Genomic DNA, 22,636 nt, shown 5'->3' on the forward strand with positions numbered 1-22,636 from the left:
TTAAGCTATAAATCAGAAGCTTATAGCGCTTTTGAATAACGATGGCGACGCGAACACGCGTTTCTACCCATACCTGAGCTATTGCCCGTCGCTGCCGGCGCAGCCCTGGAGCCGCTCCGATACCTCCCGAATCGTGTACGGCTCGCCTTTATTTCCCCACGACGACTGCACGAAGTTCAGCAGGTTAGTGATTTCCGAGTCGGTGAGGTCTTCGTGGCCGGGCATCACCTGATTGAACGCAATGCCATTGACTACCATCGGCCCATTTACCCCCCGGCGCACCAAACAGGCCAGACCGCTACGGTTTTGGGCCACGTAGTCGGCACCGGCCAGGGGTGGGATGAGGCGGCGCAGTCCCTGGCCTTCGTCGCCGTGGCAGTGGGCGCAATGCTGGGCATAGAGCTTGGCACCGGCATTCTGGCGCTCCGTAAAGCAGCCTGCGGCTAGTGTTCCGGCCGCCAAAAAGCCCCCCAGCCGCAGCCAGTCCGCCGCGCGCCACCTCATAGAGCGGCCTGAGCGGTAGTTTCGGCTTCTTCTTTCAGCAGCACGGGCAAATCCTCGATCAGACGCGCCACCTCGTCGGGGTTCATGCCGTCGTACACGCCCCGAATGCGGCGCTGGGAATCAATGAGGGTGAAGGCCCCGCTGTGGGCAAACCCGCCGGCTAACGACGCGTCTTTCTGGGCCGAGACATAGTAGGCGCGGGCCAGGCTGAAAATAGTATCGTGGGATGCGGTGGCGAAGTGCCAGCGGCTGGCATCCTGTACGCCCAGGCGCTGGGCGTAGTCGCGCAGCACCGCCACCGAATCGTGCTCAGGATCAATGGTATGCGACAGAAACAGCACCCGCGGGTTGTCCTTGAATTTCTCATACACGCGCAGCATTTCGCTCTGCATTTTGGGGCAGATACTCGGGCAGGTGGCGAAGAAGAAATCGGCCACGTACACCTTGTTTTTGAAGGTGTCGTTGGTGATGGTGGCGCTGTCCTGGTCGGTTAGTGTGAAGGCCGGAATGGTGGCGTACAGCGTGTCGGCCGGGCCGCCATCGGCGCGCGGTACTACCTGCCGCTCCCCAATATAAGGCAGACGATCAAGGGCAGCAGTATCCGGTTTGCTTTGGCAAGCACTTAGTACAAGGAGTGCGCCGCCAATAAGCAAGGCCCCCCGACGGGCGCGGGTGAAAAGAAAGAACATCATTTTTTGGACGAATTAGACGAATTACCAGCCTGCGTACCAAGTACCAGGCGAGCTGAATCAATGCTGTTCTGCATCAAACGCCCCACGGAGTCGATTTTGTGCTCCTGGGTGGCAAAATAGGCCATTACCTGCTCGTGAGCCACGGTGTCGGCGGGGCGGCGGTACTGGTGCATCCAGCCCATCATGGCCGCGTCGGCCCGTAGCAGAGAGCGGCGGCGGCGACCGGCTTCAGTAGTATCAGGCAGAGTGGCGCGCTGGAGCTGCTGGCGCAGCATGTACAGCTGATCCATCTGGGCCATTAGCTCATCATGCTTGGCCATAACGGCTTTTTCGGCAGCTTCGGCCTGCTGCTCCTCGCTTTGCAGCGACAGGCAGGCGGGTAAAAGAAAAGCGGCCAGCAGGTAGCAGAGCAGGAGGGAAGCGGAGGGTTTCACGGGGCAAAAGTACGGCAGGAATGCTTGGGACGCACAGTCAGCCCCTATAACAAGCTGGCGGCCCAAACCTCCCATGGAATAAGCCGAATCTGGCTCAAGTACCGTCATAAAAACTCTTTAGAATTACTGCGGTTGCTGCAAAACCGTGCAGGAAGCACCTGGGGGGCTTTTTCAAGCTTCTTCAGCAGCTTTCGCGGCTGCCTGATTTCAGGCTATGTGGAGTTGGCCGCGTAAGTCCTGCTCGTCTGACGCACCTGGGGGGCTTTTTCAGGTTCCCCTGACGGTGGCGCTTGGCGTGGGCCTTAAAAACTTGCCTACACTAGGTTGCACGCCGGTTCCCAGCCCGGAAACCAATTGATGCATTACTGCTTACTTTACGAGTAAACTGAAAGCCGTTGATACAACGTAACTGATGAGGTTATTTCCAGCTTATCTTCCCGCTGCCTGAGCAGCTGGTCAAATCGTGGTTTTCGCAACCAACTCCCACTCCTTGTACACGCCTCCTGTAAACATTTTGTGGTGCTGGCGGCTGGTGCTCTCCCTGCTGATCGGAATGGTTGGCTGCACGCCGTCAGCGCCGGAGCCGGTGTACCGGATCGGATTTTCGCAGTGCAATACCGATGACGCCTGGCGCCGGGCCATGCTGGCGGGCATGGAGAAGGAGTTGAGCTTCCACCCGAACGTCCGGTTTCGAATGCTGGACGCGCACAACAACAGCGACCTGCAGCAGCGGCAAGTGCGGGAGCTTATCCGGCAGCGCGTTGATTTGCTGATTATCTCGCCCAACCAGTCGGGCCCGCTTACGGCTCTGGCCGAGGCCGCGTATAACCAGGGTATTCCGGTAGTTATCCTCGACCGGCGCACTACCTCGCGCCTGTACACGGCCTATGTAGGCGGCAACAACCAGGAGGTTGGCCGCACGGCCGGCCACTACGCCGCGCAGCTGCTGCGCCGGCGCGGCCGGGTGCTGCAGATTCTGGGTACGCCCGGCTCCTCGCCGGCTACCGACCGCGACCTGGGTTTCCGGCAGGCCCTGGCGGCCCATCCGGGGGTGCAGCTCGTGGCCCAGGTGGAAGGCGACTGGCAGCCGGCCTCGGTGCTGCGGCGCCTGCCGGCCGTGCTGCGCGCCCACCCCGACACGGACCTGATCTTTGCCCACAACGACCCCATGGCGCAGGCCGCCTACCAGGTGGCGCGGCAGCAGGGCCTGGCCCGGCGCATCCGCATCATTGGTGTGGATGGCCTGTCGGGTCCCGGCAACGGGTTGCAACTGGTAGAGGACGGGGCCCTGAAAGCCACGCTGCTCTATCCCACCGGGGGTGAGGAAGCCATTCGCACGGCGCTGCGCATCCTGCGCCACGAGCCCTACGTGAAGGAAAACGTGTTGAATACCATGGTCATTGACTCGGCCAACGTAGGCACCATGCGCACCCAGACCGAGGAGCTGGCCACGCAGCGCCGCGATATTCAGCAGCAGCAGCGGCGGCTGCGGGAGCAGATGCGCCGGTACGCCAGCCAGAAAATGACGGTATACCTGCTGCTGGCCAGCCTGCTGGGGGCCTTGCTGCTGGGGGCGCTGGCGTGGCGCTCCTCGCGCCTGAACCGGCGCATCCGGCGGGTGCTGGAGGGGCAGAACGCGGAGATCAGCGCCCAGCGCAACCAGATTGAGCAGCTGGCCGAAGAGGCCCGGCGCTCGTCGGAGGCCAAGCTGCGCTTCTTTACCAACTTCTCCCACGAGCTGCGCACACCGCTTACCCTCATTCTGGGGCCGGTGGAAGACCTGCTCAGCAGCCCCACGGAGCTGACGCCGGCCCAGCACCACGACCTGAAGCTGGTGCGCCGCAACGCCCAGCGCCTGCTGCAGCTGGTCAATCAACTGCTCGACTTCCGCAAGATCGACGTGGGCAAGATGGCCGTGCGCGCTACCGAAGGCAACCTGGTGGCCTTCGTCCGCGAGCTCATGGACGTGTTCGAGAAAACGGCCCACCGGCGCGGCATCACCTTTCGGTTTTTGCCGGCCGAGCCGGGGATCAGCCTCTGGTTTGACGGGGATGTGCTGGATAAAATATTTTCCAACCTACTCTCCAACGCCTTCAAGTACACCGCCGATGGGGGGCAAATTACGGTAAGCATCCAGCGCCTGCCGGCGGCCAATACCGTGCGGGTGAGCGTGGAAGACAACGGGCGCGGCATTGCCGAAGCCGATCAGCCGCACATTCTGGGGTGGTTTTACCAGGGCAGCCAGCCTTCGGCCAACGGCTCGGGCCTGGGACTGGCCCTGGCCGATGGCCTCACCCGCCTGCACGAAGGCACCCTGTCGTTTCGCAGCCAGCACGGCCAGGGCAGCACGTTTGAGGTGACCCTGCCGCTGGCTAAACCCACCACTTTCCTCGACGCAGAGCCAGACCACCTGTACCGGCCTGCCGCCGACAGCCGGCCCGACGACGAGCCTACCGGCCCGCCCGACGAAGCCGCACCGATCCGCTCCGACACGACGGTGCTCGTCATTGAGGACCACGAGGAGGTGCGCGACTTCCTGGTACAGAAGCTCCAGCCCCATTTTCAGGTGAGCACGGCCGCCGACGGCGCGACCGGCCTGCGCCTGGCCGGCGACACCATCCCCGACGTGATAGTGTGCGATGTGAACCTGCCCGAGCTGAGCGGTCTGGAGGTGGCCGCCGCCCTCAAGGGCGACTGGCGTACCTCCCATATTCCGCTGGTGCTGCTCACGGCCCGCGACGCGCCCGAGCAGCAGATTGCCGGCGTCCAGGCCGGAGCCGATCTTTACCTGACCAAGCCCTTCAACCCTACTTTTCTGCTCGAAAGCCTGCGTACGCTGCTGCGCAACCGCGACCAGCAGCGCGAGCATTTCCGCCGGGAGCTGAGCGTGGACACGGCCACCGTGGCCCCACAGCGCGTGGACCAGAAATTCCTGGCCGACCTGACGGCCATTATTGAGGCCAACCTGGACCGGCCCGGCCTCAGCGTGGACGACATTGCCCGCAGCCTGGGCGTGTCGCAGATGCAGCTCTACCGCAAAGTGAAAGCGCTGCTCGGCACCGGCGTTACCGACTACATTCAGAACCTGCGCCTCACCAAAGCCCGCCAGCTGCTGCTGCACGAGGGCAGCGCCATTGCCCAGGTAGCTTACCAGACGGGCTTCTCCTCGCCGTCCTACTTCGCCACCCTCTTCAAGGGCAAGTACCAGGTGTCGCCTTCCGAGTACAAAGCCCTGCACGCGCCCAGCCAGCACTGATGAAATTCTGCAAGTCGTGTCAGATTACTGATGGTAGGGGAGTGTCAGACGAGTTGTATTTTAAAATTAAATAATTGATTAATAGAAAGTTGAGGTAATGAAGCAGGTATTGTAGGAATCCTGGAAGAATTTGAAGGAAAGCAGCAAGCCTTTGTTGGAAAAGAAGCTCACTTTTGAGACACACTCCGACAACGCTTTCCATGATTCAACGCAAAGTACTCTTCTGGTCCATTGTCACGGCGCTGGGGGGCTTCCTGTTCGGGTTTGATACGGCCGTCATTTCGGGGGCCGAAAAAGCCATTCAGCAGCTCTGGAACCTGAGCGCGTTCGAGCACGGATTCACGATTTCCATCGCTCTCATCGGCACGGTGCTGGGGGCCGTCTTTGGCGGCATCCCTTCGGATAAGCTGGGACGGCGGCAGACGCTGCGCTGGATCGCGGTGCTCTACCTGGTGTCGGCAGTAGGAGCGGCCCTGGCCCCGGCCTGGATCCCGTTCATGGTGTTCCGCTTTCTGGGCGGACTGGGCGTGGGTGCCTCCTCCGTGACGGCCCCGCTCTACATCTCCGAGATTTCGCCGGCCCGCTCGCGGGGCAAGTTGGTGGGGCTGTTTCAGTTCAACATCGTCTTCGGCATTCTCATCGCTTACCTTTCCAACTACCTGCTGGCCGGCGTGGGCGAGCACTCGTGGCGGCTGATGCTGGGTGTGCAGGCCGTGCCGTCGGTGGCCTTCCTACTGTTTCTGTTCCGGGTGCCCGAAAGCCCCCGCTGGCTGCTGCTGCACGGCCGCCTGGACGAGGGCCGGGAGGTGCTGCGCATCATCAGCCTTGCCACGGTAGAGGCCGACGTGTCGGCCATTCTCACCTCGCAGGCGCAGGCCGGGGGGCAAAGTGAGTCGCTCTGGGCCCGGCAGTACCGCACGCCGGTGCTGCTGGCCGTGGCCTTCGCCTTTTTCAACCAGGTATCGGGCATCAACGCCATCATTTACTACGCCCCGCGCATCTTCGAAATGACGGGGCTGGGCCAGGGCGCGGCCCTGCTCTCGTCGGCCGGCATCGGACTGGTCAACTTCTGCTTCACGCTGCTGGGCGTCAACCTCATCGACCGGTTTGGGCGGCGCACTCTCATGCTAGTGGGCTCGGTGGGCCTTATTCTGACCCTGGGCCTGGTGGCGCGGGCCTTCTATGGGGCGCAGTTCACGGGCTATACCGTGCCGGTGCTGCTGTTCGTGTACATCGCCTTTTTTGCCTTCTCGCAGGGGGCCGTCATCTGGGTGTTCATCTCCGAGATCTTCCCCAACGCCGTGCGGGCCAAGGGCCAGGCTCTGGGTTCGAGCACGCACTGGGTGATGGCTACAGTCATTGCTTTCACCTTTCCCTACTTCGCCGAGCACCTGGGCGGCGGGCACACCTTCGCCTTTTTCTGCGCCATGATGGTGCTGCAGCTCATTTTCGTGCTGCGCTTCATGCCCGAAACCAAAGGCAGCAGCCTGGAGCAAGTCGAGAAAACCCTTGTTTTTCACTAAAACTGAAGAGGAGTGGAACAGGTCATGCTGAGCTTACCGAAGTATCTCTGCCACAATAGGAATTGATCTGGTGAGTGCCTTCGCTTCGCTGCAACGAAGCAGGAGAGGTGCTTTGGTAAGCTCAGCATAACGTTCTGTTTGACTCACTATCTCGCTATTTCATCACCTCACCTTTCACCTCATGCCAATTGCCTGCTTCGGAGAAATGCTGTGGGACGTGCTGCCGACGGGCAAGCAGCCCGGTGGTGCACCCCTCAACGTGGCGGTGCATCTGCATAATTTTGGCCTGGACGCGCAGGTAATCAGCCGGGTAGGTCATGATGACCTGGGCACCGAGCTGCTGGCCTTCGTCGAGTCCAAGGGCATTAGTACCCGCTACGTGCAGCGCGGCGAAACCCACCTGACGGGCGTGGTGAAAGCCAACGTGAGCGACAGCATGGAGGTGACCTACCAGATAGTGAAGCCCGTTTCCTGGGACTACATTCAGTACGATGCCGCCCTCAGCGAGCTGGTCGAAACCGCCGATGCTTTTGTGTTTGGTAGTCTGGCCGCCCGCCACGCGCCCTCACGCGAGACGCTGTACCGGCTGCTGCAACGAGCGCCGCTCAAGGTGTTTGACGTAAACATGCGGCCCCCGCACTACTCGCGCGACGTGGTGACTTACCTGCTCCGGCAAGCCGACGTGGTAAAGCTCAACCACCACGAGCTGGCCGAAATCATGGGCTGGTTTGGGGTGAGTCCGGCCGAGGAAACGGCCCTGCGCTGGCTGGCCGAGCGCTTTCAGCTGCGGGCCGTGTGCGTAACGAAAGGGGCCGACGGGGCCGCGCTCTGGGTCGGTGAGCAGCTCTACCGCAGCCCTGGCATCGCGGTGCAGGTGCAGGACACCATCGGCAGCGGCGACGCTTTTCTGGCGGCCCTGCTCCGGGGCTGGCTGGCCGGGCAGTCGCCGGCCGACTACCTGGCCTTTGCCTGCGCGGCGGGCTCGCTGGTCGCCACCTTCCAGGGCGCGACGCCGGCCATTTCCGAAGCTCAGGTGCGGGCTCTGGCCACCACCGCCTCCACTACCTGATTACCCTTATTTGCCCCCCGCCGCCTGAAAAAGCCCCCCAGTTGCATGAAAACAACGTTTCTCACCGCCTTTATCCTGCTCAGCACTTTGCCGGGTCCGGCCCAGACGCCGGCCGCCGACCCTTATCGACCGGTGTATCACTTCACGGCCCCCAAAAACTGGATTAACGATGCCAATGGCCTGATTTACACCAACGGTCAGTACCAGCTCTTCTACCAATACAACCCGTTTAGCGCTGACCCCGGCCACCTGAGCTGGGGCCACGCCACCAGCCCCGACCTGCTGCGCTGGACGCCCCAGCCCGTGGCCCTAACCGAGTATAAAAACGCGGACGGCAGCAACACGATGATCTTCTCGGGCAGCGCCGTGGCCGACAAGGATAATACCTCGGGCCTGTTTCCGGCCGGCACCACCGATGGGCTGGTGGCCTTCTACACCGGCCATGTGGAGCGGCCCGGCGTGGTGCTGCGCCAGCACCAGAACCTGGCTACCAGCCTCGACCACGGCCTGACCTGGCAGCGCTACGCCGGCAACCCCGTGCTCGATATCGGTAGCAAGGAGTTTCGCGACCCGAAGGTGTTCTGGTATGCCCCCCAGCAGAAGTGGGTGATGGCCACCGTGAAGGCCGACCGCCAGCAGGTGTACTTCTACGAGTCGAAAAACCTGAAAAACTGGACCTTTCTGAGCCGCTGGGGCCGGGCCGGCGACACGGTGCGGGAGTGGGAGTGCCCCGATTTGTTTGAGTTGCCCGTGCCCGGCGGCGGCACCCGGTGGGTGCTGCTGATTTCGGCCGGCAACCCCACCGAGCAGTTTCGGGGGCAGCAGTACTTTCTGGGCCAGTTCGATGGCAAAGTATTTACCCCCGACCAGCCCTACGACGAGCCGACGTATATCGACTATGGCAAGGACTTCTTCGCCGGCGTCACGTTCAACGACGCGCCCGACAACCGCCGCATTCTGGTGGGCTGGACCAACGACTGGGCCTACGCCCGCGACGTGCCCACCGGCACCGAATGGCGCGGCAATTTCGCCGTGCCCCGCGAGCTGAGTCTGCGCCGTACCACCGCCGGCCTGACGCTGGTGCAGCAGCCCGTGCCCGAGCTGCGCAAGCTCGGCAAGGACGCCCTGAACGTGAAGAACCGGGCCCTGAAGCCCGGTCCGACGGGCTACGAGGTACCGTTCCGCGGCGAATCGTACGACTTGGAGCTGACGCTGAAGCCCGGTGCGGCCCAGGTGCTGACCCTGAACGTGCTCCAGAGCGAGGCCGAGCGCACCACCCTGCGCTACAACGTGGCCCGGCAGACGCTGACTCTGGACCGCACCGGGTCAGGCAACGTGGGCTTCCATCCGCTGTTTGCCAGCACGCTGGAAACGGCCAAAGTACCCCTGCAAAATGGGCTGCTGCACCTGCGGCTGCTGGTAGATAAGTCGGTGGTGGAAGTGTTTGCTCAGAACGGCGAAACGACCCTGACCGACCTGGTTTTTCCCCGTCAGCATACTGGCCGCATCACCCTGACCACTGAGGGCGGGGCGGCGCAGCTCACCACGCTTCGCCTTACTGATCTGAGTCAGCTAACGGTGCCTTAGTCATGACTTTTTAGGGTGCTGTTTTTTTCTGTTTTTCGCCTAATCGATTTCTTCCGGCCGTTGTTTCTGTCTCACCTAACGTCCAGCACAGAGAGCCGCCAAAAGCCAGATTTTTTATGCGCACACGACCGAGACCACCAGCCCACTAAGCGCGTGGCCTTGCAGACTTAGTTAAGTGTCTTCGCGGTAATGCGTTCAGGTTCTTTTAGTTTTAATAACTCAAAAGTCAATTAGTTGCTAGGAAACCAGCAGGAGCTGCGTTGGTCTAAAAAAACCCCCCAGGTGCCGGCAGGATGATTCTTGCCCACAACCGCATAAGTCCTGTACATTCGCGTAAGTCATGTGCATTTTAGTATCTTCACTTTACCCAGTTCCGTTTACATTTAGTCAGGTAGTGACTGCCGCGGGTTTTCATCCGGATACGTTTGCGGTGGGCTTGCCCAAGGCTAGATGATGTCAGATTCCCACCATTTCACTTTTTCACTCATGGATAACAACTGGTACAAACAGTGTAAATCGGTTGAGCCGTCGGCCGCCATTCCGCCCGGTAGCAGCCAGCCAGCCTGGCGGCGGGTGCTGACTTTCAGTTTCTTTCTCCTTCTTTTCCCAATCCTGAGCTATGCCCAGGCCACTCGGACAATTTCCGGTAAGGTGGTCGACGCTCAGTCCAGCGGTCTGCCGGGCGTAACGGTTATCATTCCGGGAACGACAACGGGCACCAGCACCGGCGCCGACGGCACTTTTGAGCTGACCGTGCCCGAGGGGACGACGACGCTTTCTTTCTCGTCTATTGGCTACAGCTCCCAGCAGGTTGATATTGCGGGCAAAACCTCGGTGCAGGTAGCCATGCAGGAAGATACCCAGAAGCTGAACGAGGTGGTAGTAACCGGTTACGGTACGACGCGGAAACAGGATCTGACCGGGGCCGTGGCAGTCATCGGCGAAAAAGAATTTAACAAAGGCACTTTCACGTCGCCGGATCAGCTGATCCAGGGCCGCGTATCGGGCGTGCAGGTAAGTAACAACAGCGGCCAGCCCGGCGGGCCGGCCACGATTCGTATCCGGGGCAACTCGGCCGTAACCGGCAGTGGCCAGCCCCTGTACGTGGTGGATGGCGTGCCGCTCGACGGGCGCTCGGCCCGGCCGGGTCTGGTGGCCTCCAACGACATCGGGAGTGGAGCCGACAGCAACCCGCTCAACTTCCTCAACCCCGACGACATAGAGACCTTAACGGTGCTCAAAGACGCCTCGGCCACGGCCATCTACGGCTCCCGGGCCGCCTATGGGGTAGTGCTCATCACCACTAAAAAAGGCAAAACGGGTGCCCCGGTGCTTAACGTGGGCGTATCCGGCGGCTTCTCGAGCCTGCTGCGCCGGCCCGAGTTCCTCGATGCTGGCCAGTACCGTGAGGCCCTGACTTACTACGGCGTAGCCGCCACCAACGACAAAGGCGGCAACGTGGACGCGCTGGATGAGATACTGCGTACCGGCTACCTGCAGAACTATAACGTAGCCATGAGCGGCGGGGGCGAAACCGGCCGCTACCGTCTCTCGCTTGGCTACCTCGACCAGGATGGTATCGTGAGCAAAACGGGCTTTAAGAAGTACAGCGCTAACCTTTCCACGAACCTGCAATTTCTGGAAAGCAAGAAGCTGGGCCTCGACGTGAACATCGCCACCAGCCAGTTTCGCGAGCAACTGGCCCCCATTACGACCGACGCCGGCTTCCGGGGCAGCCTGATCGGGCAGGCCCTACAATGGAACCCCACGCAGTCCCTGCGCAACCCCGACGGCACGCTGTTCGTGCAGGCCGGCGACGTAGTGAACCCCCTGGCCAACCAGAATTTCTACAACGACAATTCCCGGGTAACCACTATCCTGGCCAGTGCCTCGCCCTACTATAAGTTCACCGACTGGCTCGAGTATCGGGTATTGGTTAGTGTCAACTACAACACCGGCCAGCGGCGCACCTCCATCGACCAGCGCCTCATCAACTTTCCCGATGTGGCCAACAAGGGCTTTGCCAGCATCAGCGACAATGAGCTGGTCACGCAGCAAATAGTCCACACGCTTACCTTCAACAGGCCGGTGACTACTGACCTGAACCTGAACGCATTGCTGGGGTACGAGTACACGAATTTTGCTAATAAGGGCTCCAACGTGAATGCGTTTGGTAACCCCGACGTGGGGGGCTTTGGAAACTTTGGCCTCGATTATACCAACTACATTCAATATTCGGCCGCCGGGGCTCGCCAGGCGTCGTCGTTCGTTGACCCGTCGTCGGAGCTGCAATCGGTTTTTGGCCGGGCTACCCTGAATTATAAAGACCGCTACGTACTGACCGGCACGCTGCGCCGCGACGAGAGCAGCAAGTTCGGCCCCAATAACCGGGTTGGCTACTTTCCATCCTTCGCCGTGGCTTGGGACCTGAGCCAGGAAGCCTTTTTTCCGGCCGAGAAGCTCACCCAGCTCAAGCTGCGGGCCGGCTACGGCCGCACCGGCAACCAGGAGTTTCCGGCCGGCTCGGCCCAGTTCCGCTACACCCTCGACAACAACGGGGCTCAGTCGCCGCTCAACGACGAGAATGCCGACTTGAAGTGGCAGTCCGACGCTCAGGTTAACGCCGGTATCGATATCGGGGCCTTCAACAACCGCCTCACCTTCACGGCCGACTACTTCTACAAAACCACTACCGACCTGTTGTTTCCGACTACGCCTGGCGAGCCCCGGCCCTCTAACGCGGCCATTCGCTGGGAAAACCTCGACGGCAAAATCGTGAACAAGGGCGTGGAGCTGGGCCTGGGTACCACGCTGGTAAGCAACGAGCAGGTGGAAGTAGGCTTTAATGCTAATGCCACTTTCATTCGCAACGAAGTGTCGGATCTGGTAGGAGCACCCATTCCGACCGGGGCCATCAACGGGCAGGGCCTGTCGGGGGCGCTGTCGCAGACCATCCGCAACGGGCTCCCCATCAATGCCTTTTTCCTGCCTCAATTCAACGGTCTCAATGAGCAGGGTCTGTCCAACGACTTCGGCGCAATAGTGTATGCAGGCAGCCCCAACCCCCGCACGCTGCTGGGCCTGAGCGCCAATGCCCGCTATGGCAAACTCGCTCTTATCGCGAACATGACCGGCGTATTCGGCCAGTACATTTACAACAACACGCTCAACGCGGTAGGCAACGTGGGTCAGATAGGGGCAGGCAAGAACATTGCCGTCTCCACGTTTGAAAACCCGATCAAAGAAGCGACCGGCAACCCGTCGGCGGCCTCTACGCGCTATCTGGAAAAGGGGGACTATTTGAAGATGTCCAACGTTACGCTCTCCTACACCATTGGCAACCTGGGTAGCTTCGTAAAAGGAGCCCGGGTATACGCCACGGGCCAGAACCTGTTCGTGATTACCGACTACGACGGGTTTGACCCGGAAATAAACACCATAAAGCGGGGAGCCAACCAAGTGCCCTCCGTCGGTATTGACTACCTGCCTTACCCTAGTGCCCGTACCTTTACGTTCGGCGTCAACTTCACTCTGTAATTCCTAATTTTCCCCACCATGAGATACCCAAAAATTACCTGTGCGGCCGCCTTTCTGGCTTTGCTGCAGGTGGTCAGTAGCTGTGAGCTGAACGAAACCCTGGAAGGCCAGCTCACGCAGGACCAGATTCCGAGCGGTGACCCAGCCGCCTTGCTCCAGGGCGTGTATAATTCGCAGCGCGCGCCTATTCAGGGCGTAGCAAACGTATTTGCCCTACAGGAAGTATCTACCGACTCCCGTATCATGCCTACCCGCGGGCCCGACTGGGATGACAATGGCAAGTGGCGGCAGCTCTACAACCATACATGGAACGCTAATAATGAGCAGGTGCGCGAAACCTACACCCAGCTCAACGGCATTATCTACGCTTCCACCGACCTACTGCGCTTCTCCCCTACCGCGCAGCAGGGGGCCGAAGCCCGGTTTTTGCGGGCCTGGGCCATGTACTTGGTGCTGGACATCTACGACCAGGTGCTCTATCGGGAGCCAGGCGAAAAATTGAGCGAATTTGCTCGGATCCGCAAGGGAACCGAGGCGCTTGACTTCATCGTGAGTGAGATTGCCGCTATTCAAAGCGCTCTGCCCGATGCCCCCGTCAGCCGCGCCAACAAGGATGCCGCCCGGGTACTGCTGATGAAGTGCTACCTGAACAAAGGCGTGTATGCCAACCGCCAGTCCCCAACCTTCGCTGCGGCGGATATGAATCAGGTAATCCGGCTGGCCGACGAATTAATCAGCAGCGGCAAGTACTCGTTTACGCCCAACTTCTTCGACAACTTCGCGCCCAACAACGGCGCCATTGGCCGGGAGAACATCTTCACCCAGGAAAACACCTTCGGCAACAGCGGCGCCACGCGCGACCACTGGAAGTTCGTGTCGCACTATAATATGCGGCCTGTGGACGGCTACAATGGCCCGGCCGCTCCGGCTACGCTCTACGACCTGTTTGAGGCGAATGATAAGCGCCGGGGCGTGGCCTACGACGTAAGTGGCGGGCCCGCGAACCCTGGCCGGCGCATCAACGTGGGTTTCCTTATTGGTCAGCAGTACAATCTGGCTACTGACGCGCCGCTCATGACGCGGGGCGGGGCGCCGCTGGCTTTTACCAGGGATATCAACTTGTTTGAAACTGGTCCCGACCTCGAAGCCAAGGGCATCCGCCCCTTGAAATACCCCGTCGACTATTTAAGCGAGGCCCGAGGGGGCAACGGAGCCGAAAACGACCATGTGAGCTTCCGGCTGGCCGACGTGCTGCTGATGAAGGCCGAAGCCATCCTGCGGGGCGGCACGCCCACCAGCGCCGGAGCTTTCGGAGCCACGCCGCTGGCCATCGTCAACTCGCTGCGGACCCATCCCTCGCGCGGCGCCAGCGCCCTGACCTCCCTCACCCTCGACGTAATGCTCGATGAGCGGGGCCGGGAGCTGTACGGCGAGTCGTGGCGGCGGCAGGACATGATCCGGTTCGGCAAGTTCCTGCAGGCTCGCAAAGACAAGCCCCAGAGCGACCCGAAATACCTGATCTATCCCGTGCCGCAGACCCAGGTGGATGTAAACCGCAACATCACCCAGAATCCGGGCTATTAATCACTAACGAATAGCCAGTAGCGTACAAAACCGGCCGTTGGGTGCTGCTGAACGGCAGCGGCCAGCGGCCGGTTTGTGTGCGGCATAGCACCTCAGTAGTCCTTATGAAAATCATCGCGACAAGCTGGGCATGACCAACATCCGCTTTGACCGCATTGAGGACTACCGCGACGTGGCTACCCTGAACGGCTATCAGCAGGTAAAAAATAAGGGCGGCGACCTGAAAGCCTTTCTAATTACGGCCAAGCGCACGGCCCGTGATAACTGCCGGACGCCTTTCCAGTGGGATGCCACTACTAACGCGGGCTTCACGACCGGCACGTCCTGGCTGAAAATAAACCCCAACTATCAGCAGGTGAATGCGGCCGCCCAGGAAAAGGACCCCAACTCCGTGCTCAACTATTTCCGCCGGGCCACGGCGGTGCGCCGGCAGCATAAGGCGCTGATATACGGCCAGTATGAGCTGCTTGATGAGGCCAATCCGCACATCTACGCCTACACCGCACCCTGGATAAGGAAAAAGTGCTGGTGGTGCTTAACTTCTCCTCGGAGAAGCGCGGCTGGGCGCTTCCCAACAACCTGAAGCTGGGCGGGCAGCCCTGGCTTAACAATTACCTCACTTTTACTCCGGCCGCGACCCTGGCCCTGCTGCCCTGGCAGGCCCTAGTGCTGCCTTTGCGCTAGGCCTGGTTTCGCTTAATCAGTTTACATTCCTCCTGCCCCTGTCTAATGTCGAAATTTGCCCCCCGGAAACTGAAAAAAGCCCCCCACCAGCTGCTGGCTTGTTGGGGCGCGATGCTGTTGCTTTGCCTGACGTTTTTGCCCCCCGCGCTGGCCCAGCCCGACCCGTGGCGCATCACGGCCGCCAGCATTGACCCCAGTAACTACTACGGCGTGGCGGTGGCCAACGGGATGATTGGCATCGTGTCTTCGCCCGCCCCGTTTCAGGTCAAAAATGTGGTGCTGGCCGGGGCCTACGACCAGTACGGCCGGGGGCGGGTGAGCAATTTCCTCAACAGCTTCAACCTGCTGAATATGTACCTGGAAGTGGATGGCCGGCGGCTCGCGGCCCAGGATGCGACCAACTTCCGCCAGGAGCTGGATATGCGCCGCGCCGCCCTTACCAGCACCTTCGACTACCAGGACAAAGCCACCATCAGCTACACCTACTATGCCCTGCGCCACCTGCCGTTTACCGTGCTGCTGGACGTGACTATCACGGCCAAAAAAGACCTGGCCCTGACGGCGGCCAGCGTGATGGAAACCCCGGACGCCCTGCGCGATGCCCAGAACTACTACAACGAGATTGATCGGCCCCACGTCACGCTGAGTTTGCTGACTTCCTCGGCTAAAAGCCCTACGGGCAAGCTGCTGCTTTGCGCCTCTAACAGCTTCCTGTTCGGGGAGGCACACGGGCAGGAGCCGCGGGTGATCCATGAGATGTGGGACAACAACATGCACCTGATGAAATTCAGTAAAAAGCTGCCGGCCGGACAGACGTATAACTACGCCGTGACCGGTTCGTCCATCACCTCCGCCCACCACGCCGACCCGCTGAACGAGGCCGAGCGCCTGACCATTTTCGCCCGCCTCGAAGGCAAAGAGCGCCTGTTGGCTTTTCATACCAAAGCATGGAACGAGCTATGGCAGAGCGACATCCAGATTACGGGCGATGCGCAGGCCCAGCAGGACGTGCGCAGTATGCTCTACCACCTGTACAGCTTTTCGCGGGCCGGCACCGACTTATCGCCCTCGCCTATGGGCTTGTCGGGGCTGGGCTACAACGGCCACGTTTTCTGGGATACCGACGTGTGGATGTTTCCGGTGCTGGCCGTGATGCACCCGGAAATCGCGAAGTCCCTGATGGAGTACCGCTTCCGGCGGCTGGAGCCGGCCCGGCGCAATGCCTTCGCCCACGGCTACCAGGGTGCCATGTACCCCTGGGAAAGCGCCGATACGGGCGTGGAGGAAACCCCGGTCTGGGCCCTGAGCGGGCCGTTCGAGCACCATATTTCCGCCTGCGTGGCCCTGGCCGCCTGGCAGTACTACAGCGTGACCCAGGATAAGGACTGGCTGCGCGAGAAAGGCTACCCCATGCTTTCGGCCACCGCCGACTTCTGGGCCAGCCGCGTGGAGCGCAACGGCCCCGGCCGCTACGACATCAAGAACGTGGTGGCGTCGGATGAGTGGGCCGAAAACGTGGACAACGACGCCTTCACCAATGCCGCCGCCCAGGTAAACCTGCGCAACGCCACCGCCGCCGCCAAGCTGTTGGGCCTGCGCGCCAACCCCGACTGGCTGCATGTGGCCCAGAACATCCCGATCCTCAAAATGGCCGACGGCGTGACCCAGGAGCACGCCACCTACAAGGGCGAGGGCATCAAGCAGGGCGATGTGAACCTGCTGGCTTACCCGCTAGGCGTTATCACAGCCCCCGCCCAGATAAAAAAAGACCTGACTTACTACGAAACCCGCGTGCCCAACGAAGGCACGCCCGCTATGACCCAGGGCATATTTGCCCTGCTCTACGCCCGCCTCGGCGACGCCGGCAAGGCCAGCCTGTGGTTCAAAGACGCCTATGAGCCCAATCTGCTGCCGCCCTTCCGGGTTATCGCCGAAACCAAGGGAGGTACTAATCCCTATTTCGCCACCGGCGCGGGGGGTGTTTTGCAGGCCGTGCTCATGGGTTTTGGAGGGCTGAATATTACGCCCACGGGCATCATGCAAAGCAAAACCACCCTGCCCACGGGCTGGCAGTCGGTGAAGATTACGGGGGTGGGCCCGCAGCGCAAAACGTACTCCGTGGGGCGGTAAGCCAAGCATACAGGAGCCTCAAGCGCCTGGAAAAGCCCGCCAGTGGTGCGCGGTTCGTTATTACAGTCGTTGCGGGTTGATAAGGTATTGGTCAGTCCCTCGGCAGACGGCTAACGGCTACCACCAGTTTTGCCCCCCGTAGTGCCACAGCCAGGCCGTGGCGGCCCACAGGCCCCAGGCTATCAGCCCAAAGACCACCAGCATCCCCACGAGCACCACGGCCAGCAGCCCCTTGCCGCTACCCTGGTATTTGCCTTCGGCATAGTGGCGGCGCAGCAGGCGCACGTTGCGGTCGTTGGCTTTATAGGCGAAGTCGAAGATGTTGCCCAGCACCGGAATGGCCCCCACGATGGTATCGAGCAGGATGTTGAGGGCCATGCGCACCACCAGGCTGCCACTGGCCCCGTGGCGCATCATGGTCAGCAGCAGGGCCCCCGATATGGCCATGCTTGTCAGGTCACCCACCACCGGAATCAGGCCCAGGATGGGGTCGAGGCCGAAGCGGAAGCGGGTACCGGGCAGCGTAAACTGGCTGTCCATGAGGCGGGCCACGCTCTCTACCCAGCGCAGGCGCTGGTCGGCTTCGGGGGGAGTGGCGGCAGAGGTGGGGGGCATTTTGAGGGACATGGCAGGAGGGGTTTTTGCTTTAAACGGGAATTGCGGCCCGATAACCAGCCAACATGATTTTTCGGCCTTAAAATTCAACCTTAGCCGGCCCACTCCCCGTTAATCAGGCAGTCAGTTCTTTCCTGTACCTAAAAACAACGATATGCAAACGCGCGCACTGGGCCGCTCCGGCCCGTCGGTCTCGGCCCTGGGACTGGGCTGCATGGGAATGTCCGATTTCTACGGCCAGCGCGACGACGCGCAGAGCACCCGCACCCTGCACCACGCCCTGGACCTGGGCGTCACCTTCTTCGATACGGCCGATATGTATGGCCCTTATATCAATGAGGAGCTGGTGGGCAGCGCCCTGCGCGACCGGCGCGACCAGGCATTTATTGCCACCAAGTTCGGCATTGTGCGCGACCCCAACGACCCCGCCAAGCGCGGTATAAACGGCCGGCCCGAGTACGTGCGGGCGTCCTGCGAGGGCAGCCTACGCCGCCTGGGCACCGAGCACATCGACCTGTATTATCAGCACCGCGTCGACCCCAACACGCCCATTGAGGAAACCGTGGGGGCCATGGCCGAACTGGTGCGCGAAGGCAAGGTGCGCCACCTGGGCCTCTCTGAAGCCTCGGCCGACACGCTGCGCCGGGCCAGCGCCGTGCATCCCATCGCGGCCCTCCAGAGCGAGTACTCGCTCTGGAGCCGTGACCCCGAAGACGGCGTGCTCGCCGCCTGCCGCGAGCTGGGCATCAGCTTGGTCGCCTACAGCCCTTTGGGCCGGGGCTTCCTGACCGGCCAGATTCAGCGCTTTGAGGACCTGGCCGAGGACGACTACCGCCGCCACACGCCCCGCTTTCAGGGCGAAAACTTTCAGCGTAACCTCGATGTGGTAGCCCGCATCAAGGAAATGGCCACCCAGAAAAACTGCACGCCCGGCCAGCTGGCCCTGGCTTGGGTGCTGGCTCAGGACGATGATATTGTACCCATTCCTGGCACCAAGCGCATCGAATATCTGGAGGAGAACCTGGGCGCGCTCGACGTGCAGCTATCGGCCGCCGAGCTGGCGCAAATCGAGGAAATTGCCCCCCGCAGCGCCATCGCCGGGCTGCGCTACCCGGAAGCCATGATGGGCAGCGTGAATGGGTGAAGTGGTGAAGTGGTGAAATGGTGAAGGGTGAAGTGGAGCGAATTTGTCTCTCTTTCACCATTTTACCACTTCACTAACCTAGCGTTAGCTCACCGGCGGCAGCAAGTCAATTAAGCCGTCTTCGCTGACTACCACGGCCAGCACCGGGTACTGGCTGCTTTCTACGTAGCGTAGGGCCGAGTTATAGCGTGAGCCGCGGGAGGAGTCGCCTTTGGCCGTTGCCAAGCCGTCGAGGATAACCCCGATGGCGTGGCAGATTCCGTTTTGGTCCACGAGTACGGCCCCGTCAATATTCGTGACCAGGCGCATGATGGCGGGCGTCATCAGGCGGGGTGCTACCCGGAAACACTGGCGGGTGAGGCGTTGGGCCTCCTGAGCGGCACCCGCGGAAATTACCAGAATGGTGCCGTTCGACTGGGTGCTGGCTTCCTGGGTGAGTTGCCAGAGATACGCGGTGCCGGTGTCGCGGAGGTCGGGCCACTGCTGGCGCGCGGCATGGGCGAAATTGGCGGCATCGACGCGGCCCTGGGGTAGGCGGGGTGCGTTCGACACTACCTTCATCATAATGTGGTCGGCGTGCGTTAGCTCCCAGCTATAGTGTTTGGTGAAGTGCACCATAAACAGCGGCTCGTAGTTCGGGTGCGTTTCCTCTACCAGATAGCCCAAGCCAAAAACATGCGTGGCGTCCGTTATCAGGGCCGTGTTGTCTTCGCTCAGCTCCAGCAGTTTCCGAATAGAACGATGGTCACGTAGGGTAATAGGCGTTTCCAGGGTCAGAACGGGAACTACAGCGGGGTGGTGCCGGCGCGCGACAATCATCAGGCCGATACCCTCGTCGCCCTCGTGTCGCAGCGCGGCCACGCCGTTGCAGGCATCATAGAGGCCGTAGGTGCCAGCGGCGGCGCGCAGCATGAAGCGCCGGCCGGCCGCGCGCAGCATCTCGTTATAATCGCGGTCGAGGACGGGGTGGGCATCGTCGGAATCCGATTCGCGCAGCGCGCGGGCACAATCCTGCAAAAACTCCTGTACCGCCGCGGCCAGCAGGGAGTTGGCGCGGGCCACGATCTTGTCGGGCAGGGCGTAGTAGCCGTGGTAGGCTTCGGAGGAGAGCTGCAGTACCACCAACACCATATATCCATTAAAGCTGACGGGCAGCGAGCAAAAGGAAACCCGCGGCATGGGCTCGGGGGGCATTTCGGCCAGGGTTAGCTCAGTGGCCTGGCGGAGCAATTCGTACCAGCGCTGCTTCTCGAAGCGGTCTTGGTCGGTAGGATGCAGGTGATACACGACTTCGCGGGGACCCTCGGCCGACTCCAGCGTGGCGGCGCGCACCTTCACTTCCGTAAACTCCGAGCTGGGGTAGCGGTGGTTGGTGGGCTCGATTACGACGGCCTGCGGCTCGTCGGGTTCTTTGGCCGAAGCTAGACCAAGTAAAAAAACTTCGGGCTTTAAATTTCTATCCAGCAGATTAAAAACGCCTTCGGCAAACAGCTGGGCCGAGACGCGAAACAGACTTTGGTGCTCCCACATAGGGTAAGTTGGGCGGTCAGAAGAAGGGAAGGGCCGGAAAACAGTACGACGTACGCGAAAAAGCCCCCCAGGGTGGTGGAATAAGACGGCAACATTCCAGCCAGATTAAGGCAACATCCCACTGCCAACATAGTTATAGACATTAGAATGAGGATTGTTAAGGATTGGGAAACTCTCGCAAACCAAGTATCTTCACGATACCACTCACCCCATAGCTGCCACCGCCATGTTTGTTGATTTACTGCTGGGCTTTTTGTGCGCTATGTCGTTCCTGCCCCTTACCACCGGATATTGCGCCCACAGTTACGGCCGCTCGTTCTGGCTGTGGTTTGTCCTGGGCTGGGTGTTACCCATAGTTTCTTTTTTTCTGCTCTTCGCGCTTATCTGCCGCAAGCAGCTCAACCCCGGCGAATGCCTGCTGGATGAAGCCAAAGCCATTCTGGCCGCGGCCGAGAAAAATACGGTAGCAAAACAATAAAGCCGCGCTGACTATTCGCCGCTGAAACGCCCATGGAGCTGCTTTTTACGCCGACCGGGGCAGTTAATCTTCTGCGCGAGTTCGCGGCCGTGGCAGGCGTGACACCAGTGAGTAATACCTTAAAGCTGCCGCCCACCCTGAGGCAAGGAGATTTGCAGGCGCATGTATTACAACCTGGCTTTGAGTTGATTACGCACCACTATACCCTGTGTGCCCCCCTAACGCTGCGGCGGGTGCCAGCCGTGCCGCGTACAGATTTGATGTGCATTATTTTCTGCCTAAATGAGCTGCCCATCGACCAACAATTCGGCGGCGACAACGCCAGCCATTCGGGGCGGCCAGCGGCGGGCATCACGCTCTCGACCGACGATATGGGCGGCGTGTTCGTGTTTCCGGTGGGAATCGAAATTTTTGTGGGTATCCTCACGCTGCGCCTGGCCGTGCTGCGGGAGCTGCTGGGGGCCGGCACCGAGCATCCGCTGCTGACGGAGATGCAGGCGGGCAGTAAGTCGTTTTTTGTGTACGAAGATGCGCGGCCGGATATTCAGACGGTAGTGCGGCAATTGCGGCAGCCGCCCGCCGCGCCCACCTTGCAGGCGCTCTACTACCAGTTTAAGGCGCAGGAGCTGCTGTATTTGTTTCTGGGCCAACTGGCGGTGCGCCCCAATCAAGCGTTGGCCGCCATGCACCCGGCCGATGCCAAGCGGCTGATGCAGGTCCGGGCTCAGTTGCTAGCCGACCTAGCCTGCGCGCCCTCGGTGGCGGCGCTGGCCACCGCGGCGGGCCTGAGCGAAACCCGACTCAAAAGGCTGTTTCGGCAGGTGTTCGGGCGAAGTATCTACGATTATTATCAGCAGGCCCGGCTGGCGGAGGCCCGACGCCTGCTGCGCAATCCGGCCCTGTCAGTGGCCGACGTGGGCGAAAGACTGGGCTTCACCAACCTGAGCCATTTCGCCCGCCTTTTCCGCCGTACTACGGGCACTACACCGAAGAAATACGCTCGAGAGCTGCCCGTCGGATGGGACTGATTTTAGGTCGAAAAGAGCTATTTTATTCAGCTTGAGGGCTGTTGTTTTGCTGGCTCAATCACTTGTCTTCTTCCTACACTTCCCCCTGCGCTCATGGACACTCACTCTCACACGGTACTCATCACTGGCGGCGCTACTGGTATCGGCCTTGCCCTGGCCCGGCGTTTTGCCGAAGCCGGCAACACCGTACTCATCTGCGGGCGACGGCCCGACGCGTTGGCCGCGGCGCAGGCCCTGGAGCCGCGGCTGCATACGTTCGTGGCCGACATCGCCGTATCCGGCCGGGCGCGCGGCGTTGGTGGCGTGGGCGTTGCGGGAGCATCCTAATTTGAACGTGCTGATCAACAACGCCGGAATTCAGCGCCGCATCGACCTGCGGGCGGGAGAGGAAGCGCTGACGGGCGGCGACGCCGAAATCAGCACCAACCTCACGGCCGTGCTGCTGCCGGTGTTGCAGTCCCGGCCCGCGGCGGCGGTGGTCAATGTGGGTTCGGGGCTGGGAATCGTGCCGGTGGCGGCCATACCTGTGTACAGCGCCACCAAAGCGGCCTTACATGCCTACACGCGCTGCCTGCGCCACCAGCTGCGGGGTACTTCCGTCCGGGTGTTCGACGTGCTGCCACCGGCGGTAGATACCGAGCTGGATCAAGGAGCCCGAGCCGCTCGCGGCGAAACTGCCCGCACGGTGTCGCCCGAGGCCGTGGCCGAGGCATTTTGGCAGGCCTGGTGCCGCGACCAGCCGGTAGTAGCGGTGGGCATGGTGAAGGTGCTGCTGTGCATGAGCCGCCTGGCACCGGATTTTATTTTTACTAAGCTGAACAGCCTCGTTAAGCTCTAGCTT

18 protein-coding genes are annotated in these 22,636 nt (G+C 61.2%); 13 read left to right on the plus strand and 5 right to left on the minus strand.

The window, feature by feature from the left end:
- Nucleotides 1-78 precede the first annotated feature (78 nt).
- The 3 genes from B9A24_RS16950 to B9A24_RS16960 are packed head-to-tail and all read right to left on the minus strand — an operon-like array spanning nt 79 to nt 1,630.
- A complete protein-coding gene (locus B9A24_RS16950; RefSeq protein ID WP_084447202.1) occupies nt 79-504 on the minus strand; it encodes a c-type cytochrome in 426 nt (141 codons plus the stop codon).
- The gene (locus B9A24_RS16955; protein WP_234997417.1) at nt 501-1,196 is read right to left on the minus strand and encodes an SCO family protein; all 696 of its coding nucleotides are present in this window, start codon (nt 1,194-1,196) and stop codon (nt 501-503) included. Before B9A24_RS16955 ends, B9A24_RS16950 begins: the two co-directional genes overlap by 4 nt.
- Nucleotides 1,193-1,630, minus strand: a complete 438-nt coding sequence (locus tag B9A24_RS16960) for a hypothetical protein (RefSeq protein WP_084447204.1) — start codon at nt 1,628-1,630, stop codon at nt 1,193-1,195. Before B9A24_RS16960 ends, B9A24_RS16955 begins: the two co-directional genes overlap by 4 nt.
- A gap of 490 nt (nt 1,631-2,120) precedes the next feature.
- Between B9A24_RS16960 and B9A24_RS16965 the strand changes: the two genes are divergently transcribed.
- The 8 genes from B9A24_RS16965 (at nt 2,121) to B9A24_RS17000 (ending at nt 17,000) form a co-directional block, all read left to right on the plus strand.
- The gene (locus B9A24_RS16965) at nt 2,121-4,886 is read left to right on the plus strand and encodes a hybrid sensor histidine kinase/response regulator transcription factor (protein WP_143434993.1); all 2,766 of its coding nucleotides are present in this window, start codon (nt 2,121-2,123) and stop codon (nt 4,884-4,886) included.
- A 200-nt stretch (nt 4,887-5,086) separates the two neighbouring features.
- Nucleotides 5,087-6,409 carry a sugar porter family MFS transporter gene (locus B9A24_RS16970; RefSeq protein WP_084447206.1) on the plus strand — a complete coding sequence of 441 codons (1,323 nt, stop codon included), beginning with the start codon at nt 5,087-5,089 and terminating at the stop codon, nt 6,407-6,409.
- Nucleotides 6,410-6,590: 181 nt separating this feature from the next.
- Complete coding sequence (locus B9A24_RS16975) at nt 6,591-7,478, plus strand: carbohydrate kinase family protein (RefSeq protein ID WP_234997419.1); 888 nt, start codon at nt 6,591-6,593, stop codon at nt 7,476-7,478.
- A 45-nt stretch (nt 7,479-7,523) separates the two neighbouring features.
- Nucleotides 7,524-9,065: a glycoside hydrolase family 32 protein gene (locus B9A24_RS16980; RefSeq protein WP_084447208.1), complete on the plus strand. Its 1,542-nt coding sequence runs from the start codon at nt 7,524-7,526 to the stop codon at nt 9,063-9,065.
- Nucleotides 9,066-9,551: 486 nt separating this feature from the next.
- Nucleotides 9,552-12,602 carry a SusC/RagA family TonB-linked outer membrane protein gene (locus B9A24_RS16985; RefSeq protein WP_084447209.1) on the plus strand — a complete coding sequence of 1,017 codons (3,051 nt, stop codon included), beginning with the start codon at nt 9,552-9,554 and terminating at the stop codon, nt 12,600-12,602.
- Nucleotides 12,603-12,620: 18 nt separating this feature from the next.
- On the plus strand, nt 12,621-14,186 hold the full coding sequence (locus B9A24_RS16990; RefSeq protein WP_084447210.1) for a RagB/SusD family nutrient uptake outer membrane protein: 1,566 nt from the start codon (nt 12,621-12,623) through the stop codon (nt 14,184-14,186).
- Between the two features lie 130 nt (nt 14,187-14,316).
- A complete protein-coding gene (locus B9A24_RS16995; RefSeq protein WP_084447211.1) occupies nt 14,317-14,769 on the plus strand; it encodes an alpha-amylase family glycosyl hydrolase in 453 nt (150 codons plus the stop codon).
- 146 nt (nt 14,770-14,915) lie between these two features.
- Nucleotides 14,916-17,000, plus strand: a complete 2,085-nt coding sequence (locus tag B9A24_RS17000; protein WP_234997421.1) for a kojibiose hydrolase — start codon at nt 14,916-14,918, stop codon at nt 16,998-17,000.
- A 117-nt stretch (nt 17,001-17,117) separates the two neighbouring features.
- Here the strand turns inward: B9A24_RS17000 and B9A24_RS17005 are convergent, their stop codons facing one another.
- Nucleotides 17,118-17,615, minus strand: a complete 498-nt coding sequence (locus B9A24_RS17005) for a DUF4112 domain-containing protein (RefSeq protein ID WP_084447320.1) — start codon at nt 17,613-17,615, stop codon at nt 17,118-17,120.
- Between the two features lie 154 nt (nt 17,616-17,769).
- Here B9A24_RS17005 and B9A24_RS17010 point away from each other — a divergent pair, with 154 nt between their 5' ends.
- On the plus strand, nt 17,770-18,759 hold the full coding sequence (locus tag B9A24_RS17010) for an aldo/keto reductase (RefSeq protein WP_084447212.1): 990 nt from the start codon (nt 17,770-17,772) through the stop codon (nt 18,757-18,759).
- Between the two features lie 84 nt (nt 18,760-18,843).
- On the opposite strand, the gene B9A24_RS17015 is transcribed toward B9A24_RS17010, so the two are convergent.
- The gene (locus B9A24_RS17015) at nt 18,844-20,289 is read right to left on the minus strand and encodes a diadenylate cyclase (RefSeq protein WP_084447213.1); all 1,446 of its coding nucleotides are present in this window, start codon (nt 20,287-20,289) and stop codon (nt 18,844-18,846) included.
- Nucleotides 20,290-20,515: 226 nt separating this feature from the next.
- Here B9A24_RS17015 and B9A24_RS17020 point away from each other — a divergent pair, with 226 nt between their 5' ends.
- The 4 genes from B9A24_RS17020 to B9A24_RS17030 all read left to right on the plus strand — a co-directional run bounded on the left by B9A24_RS17020 (nt 20,516) and on the right by B9A24_RS17030 (nt 22,633).
- Nucleotides 20,516-20,767 carry a hypothetical protein gene (locus B9A24_RS17020; RefSeq protein ID WP_084447214.1) on the plus strand — a complete coding sequence of 84 codons (252 nt, stop codon included), beginning with the start codon at nt 20,516-20,518 and terminating at the stop codon, nt 20,765-20,767.
- A gap of 32 nt (nt 20,768-20,799) precedes the next feature.
- The gene (locus tag B9A24_RS17025; RefSeq protein WP_084447215.1) at nt 20,800-21,795 is read left to right on the plus strand and encodes a helix-turn-helix transcriptional regulator; all 996 of its coding nucleotides are present in this window, start codon (nt 20,800-20,802) and stop codon (nt 21,793-21,795) included.
- 93 nt (nt 21,796-21,888) lie between these two features.
- Entirely contained in the window at nt 21,889-22,122 is a 234-nt protein-coding gene (locus B9A24_RS22980; RefSeq protein ID WP_143434994.1) for an SDR family NAD(P)-dependent oxidoreductase, read from the plus strand.
- Nucleotides 22,123-22,129: 7 nt separating this feature from the next.
- Nucleotides 22,130-22,633, plus strand: coding sequence for an SDR family NAD(P)-dependent oxidoreductase (locus tag B9A24_RS17030; protein WP_262490604.1), 504 nt, complete (start codon nt 22,130-22,132; stop codon nt 22,631-22,633).
- Nucleotides 22,634-22,636: the final 3 nt, after the last annotated feature.

Origin of the sequence: Hymenobacter roseosalivarius DSM 11622, from assembly GCF_900176135.1 — a bacterium.
GTDB classification, from domain to species: domain Bacteria; phylum Bacteroidota; class Bacteroidia; order Cytophagales; family Hymenobacteraceae; genus Hymenobacter; species Hymenobacter roseosalivarius.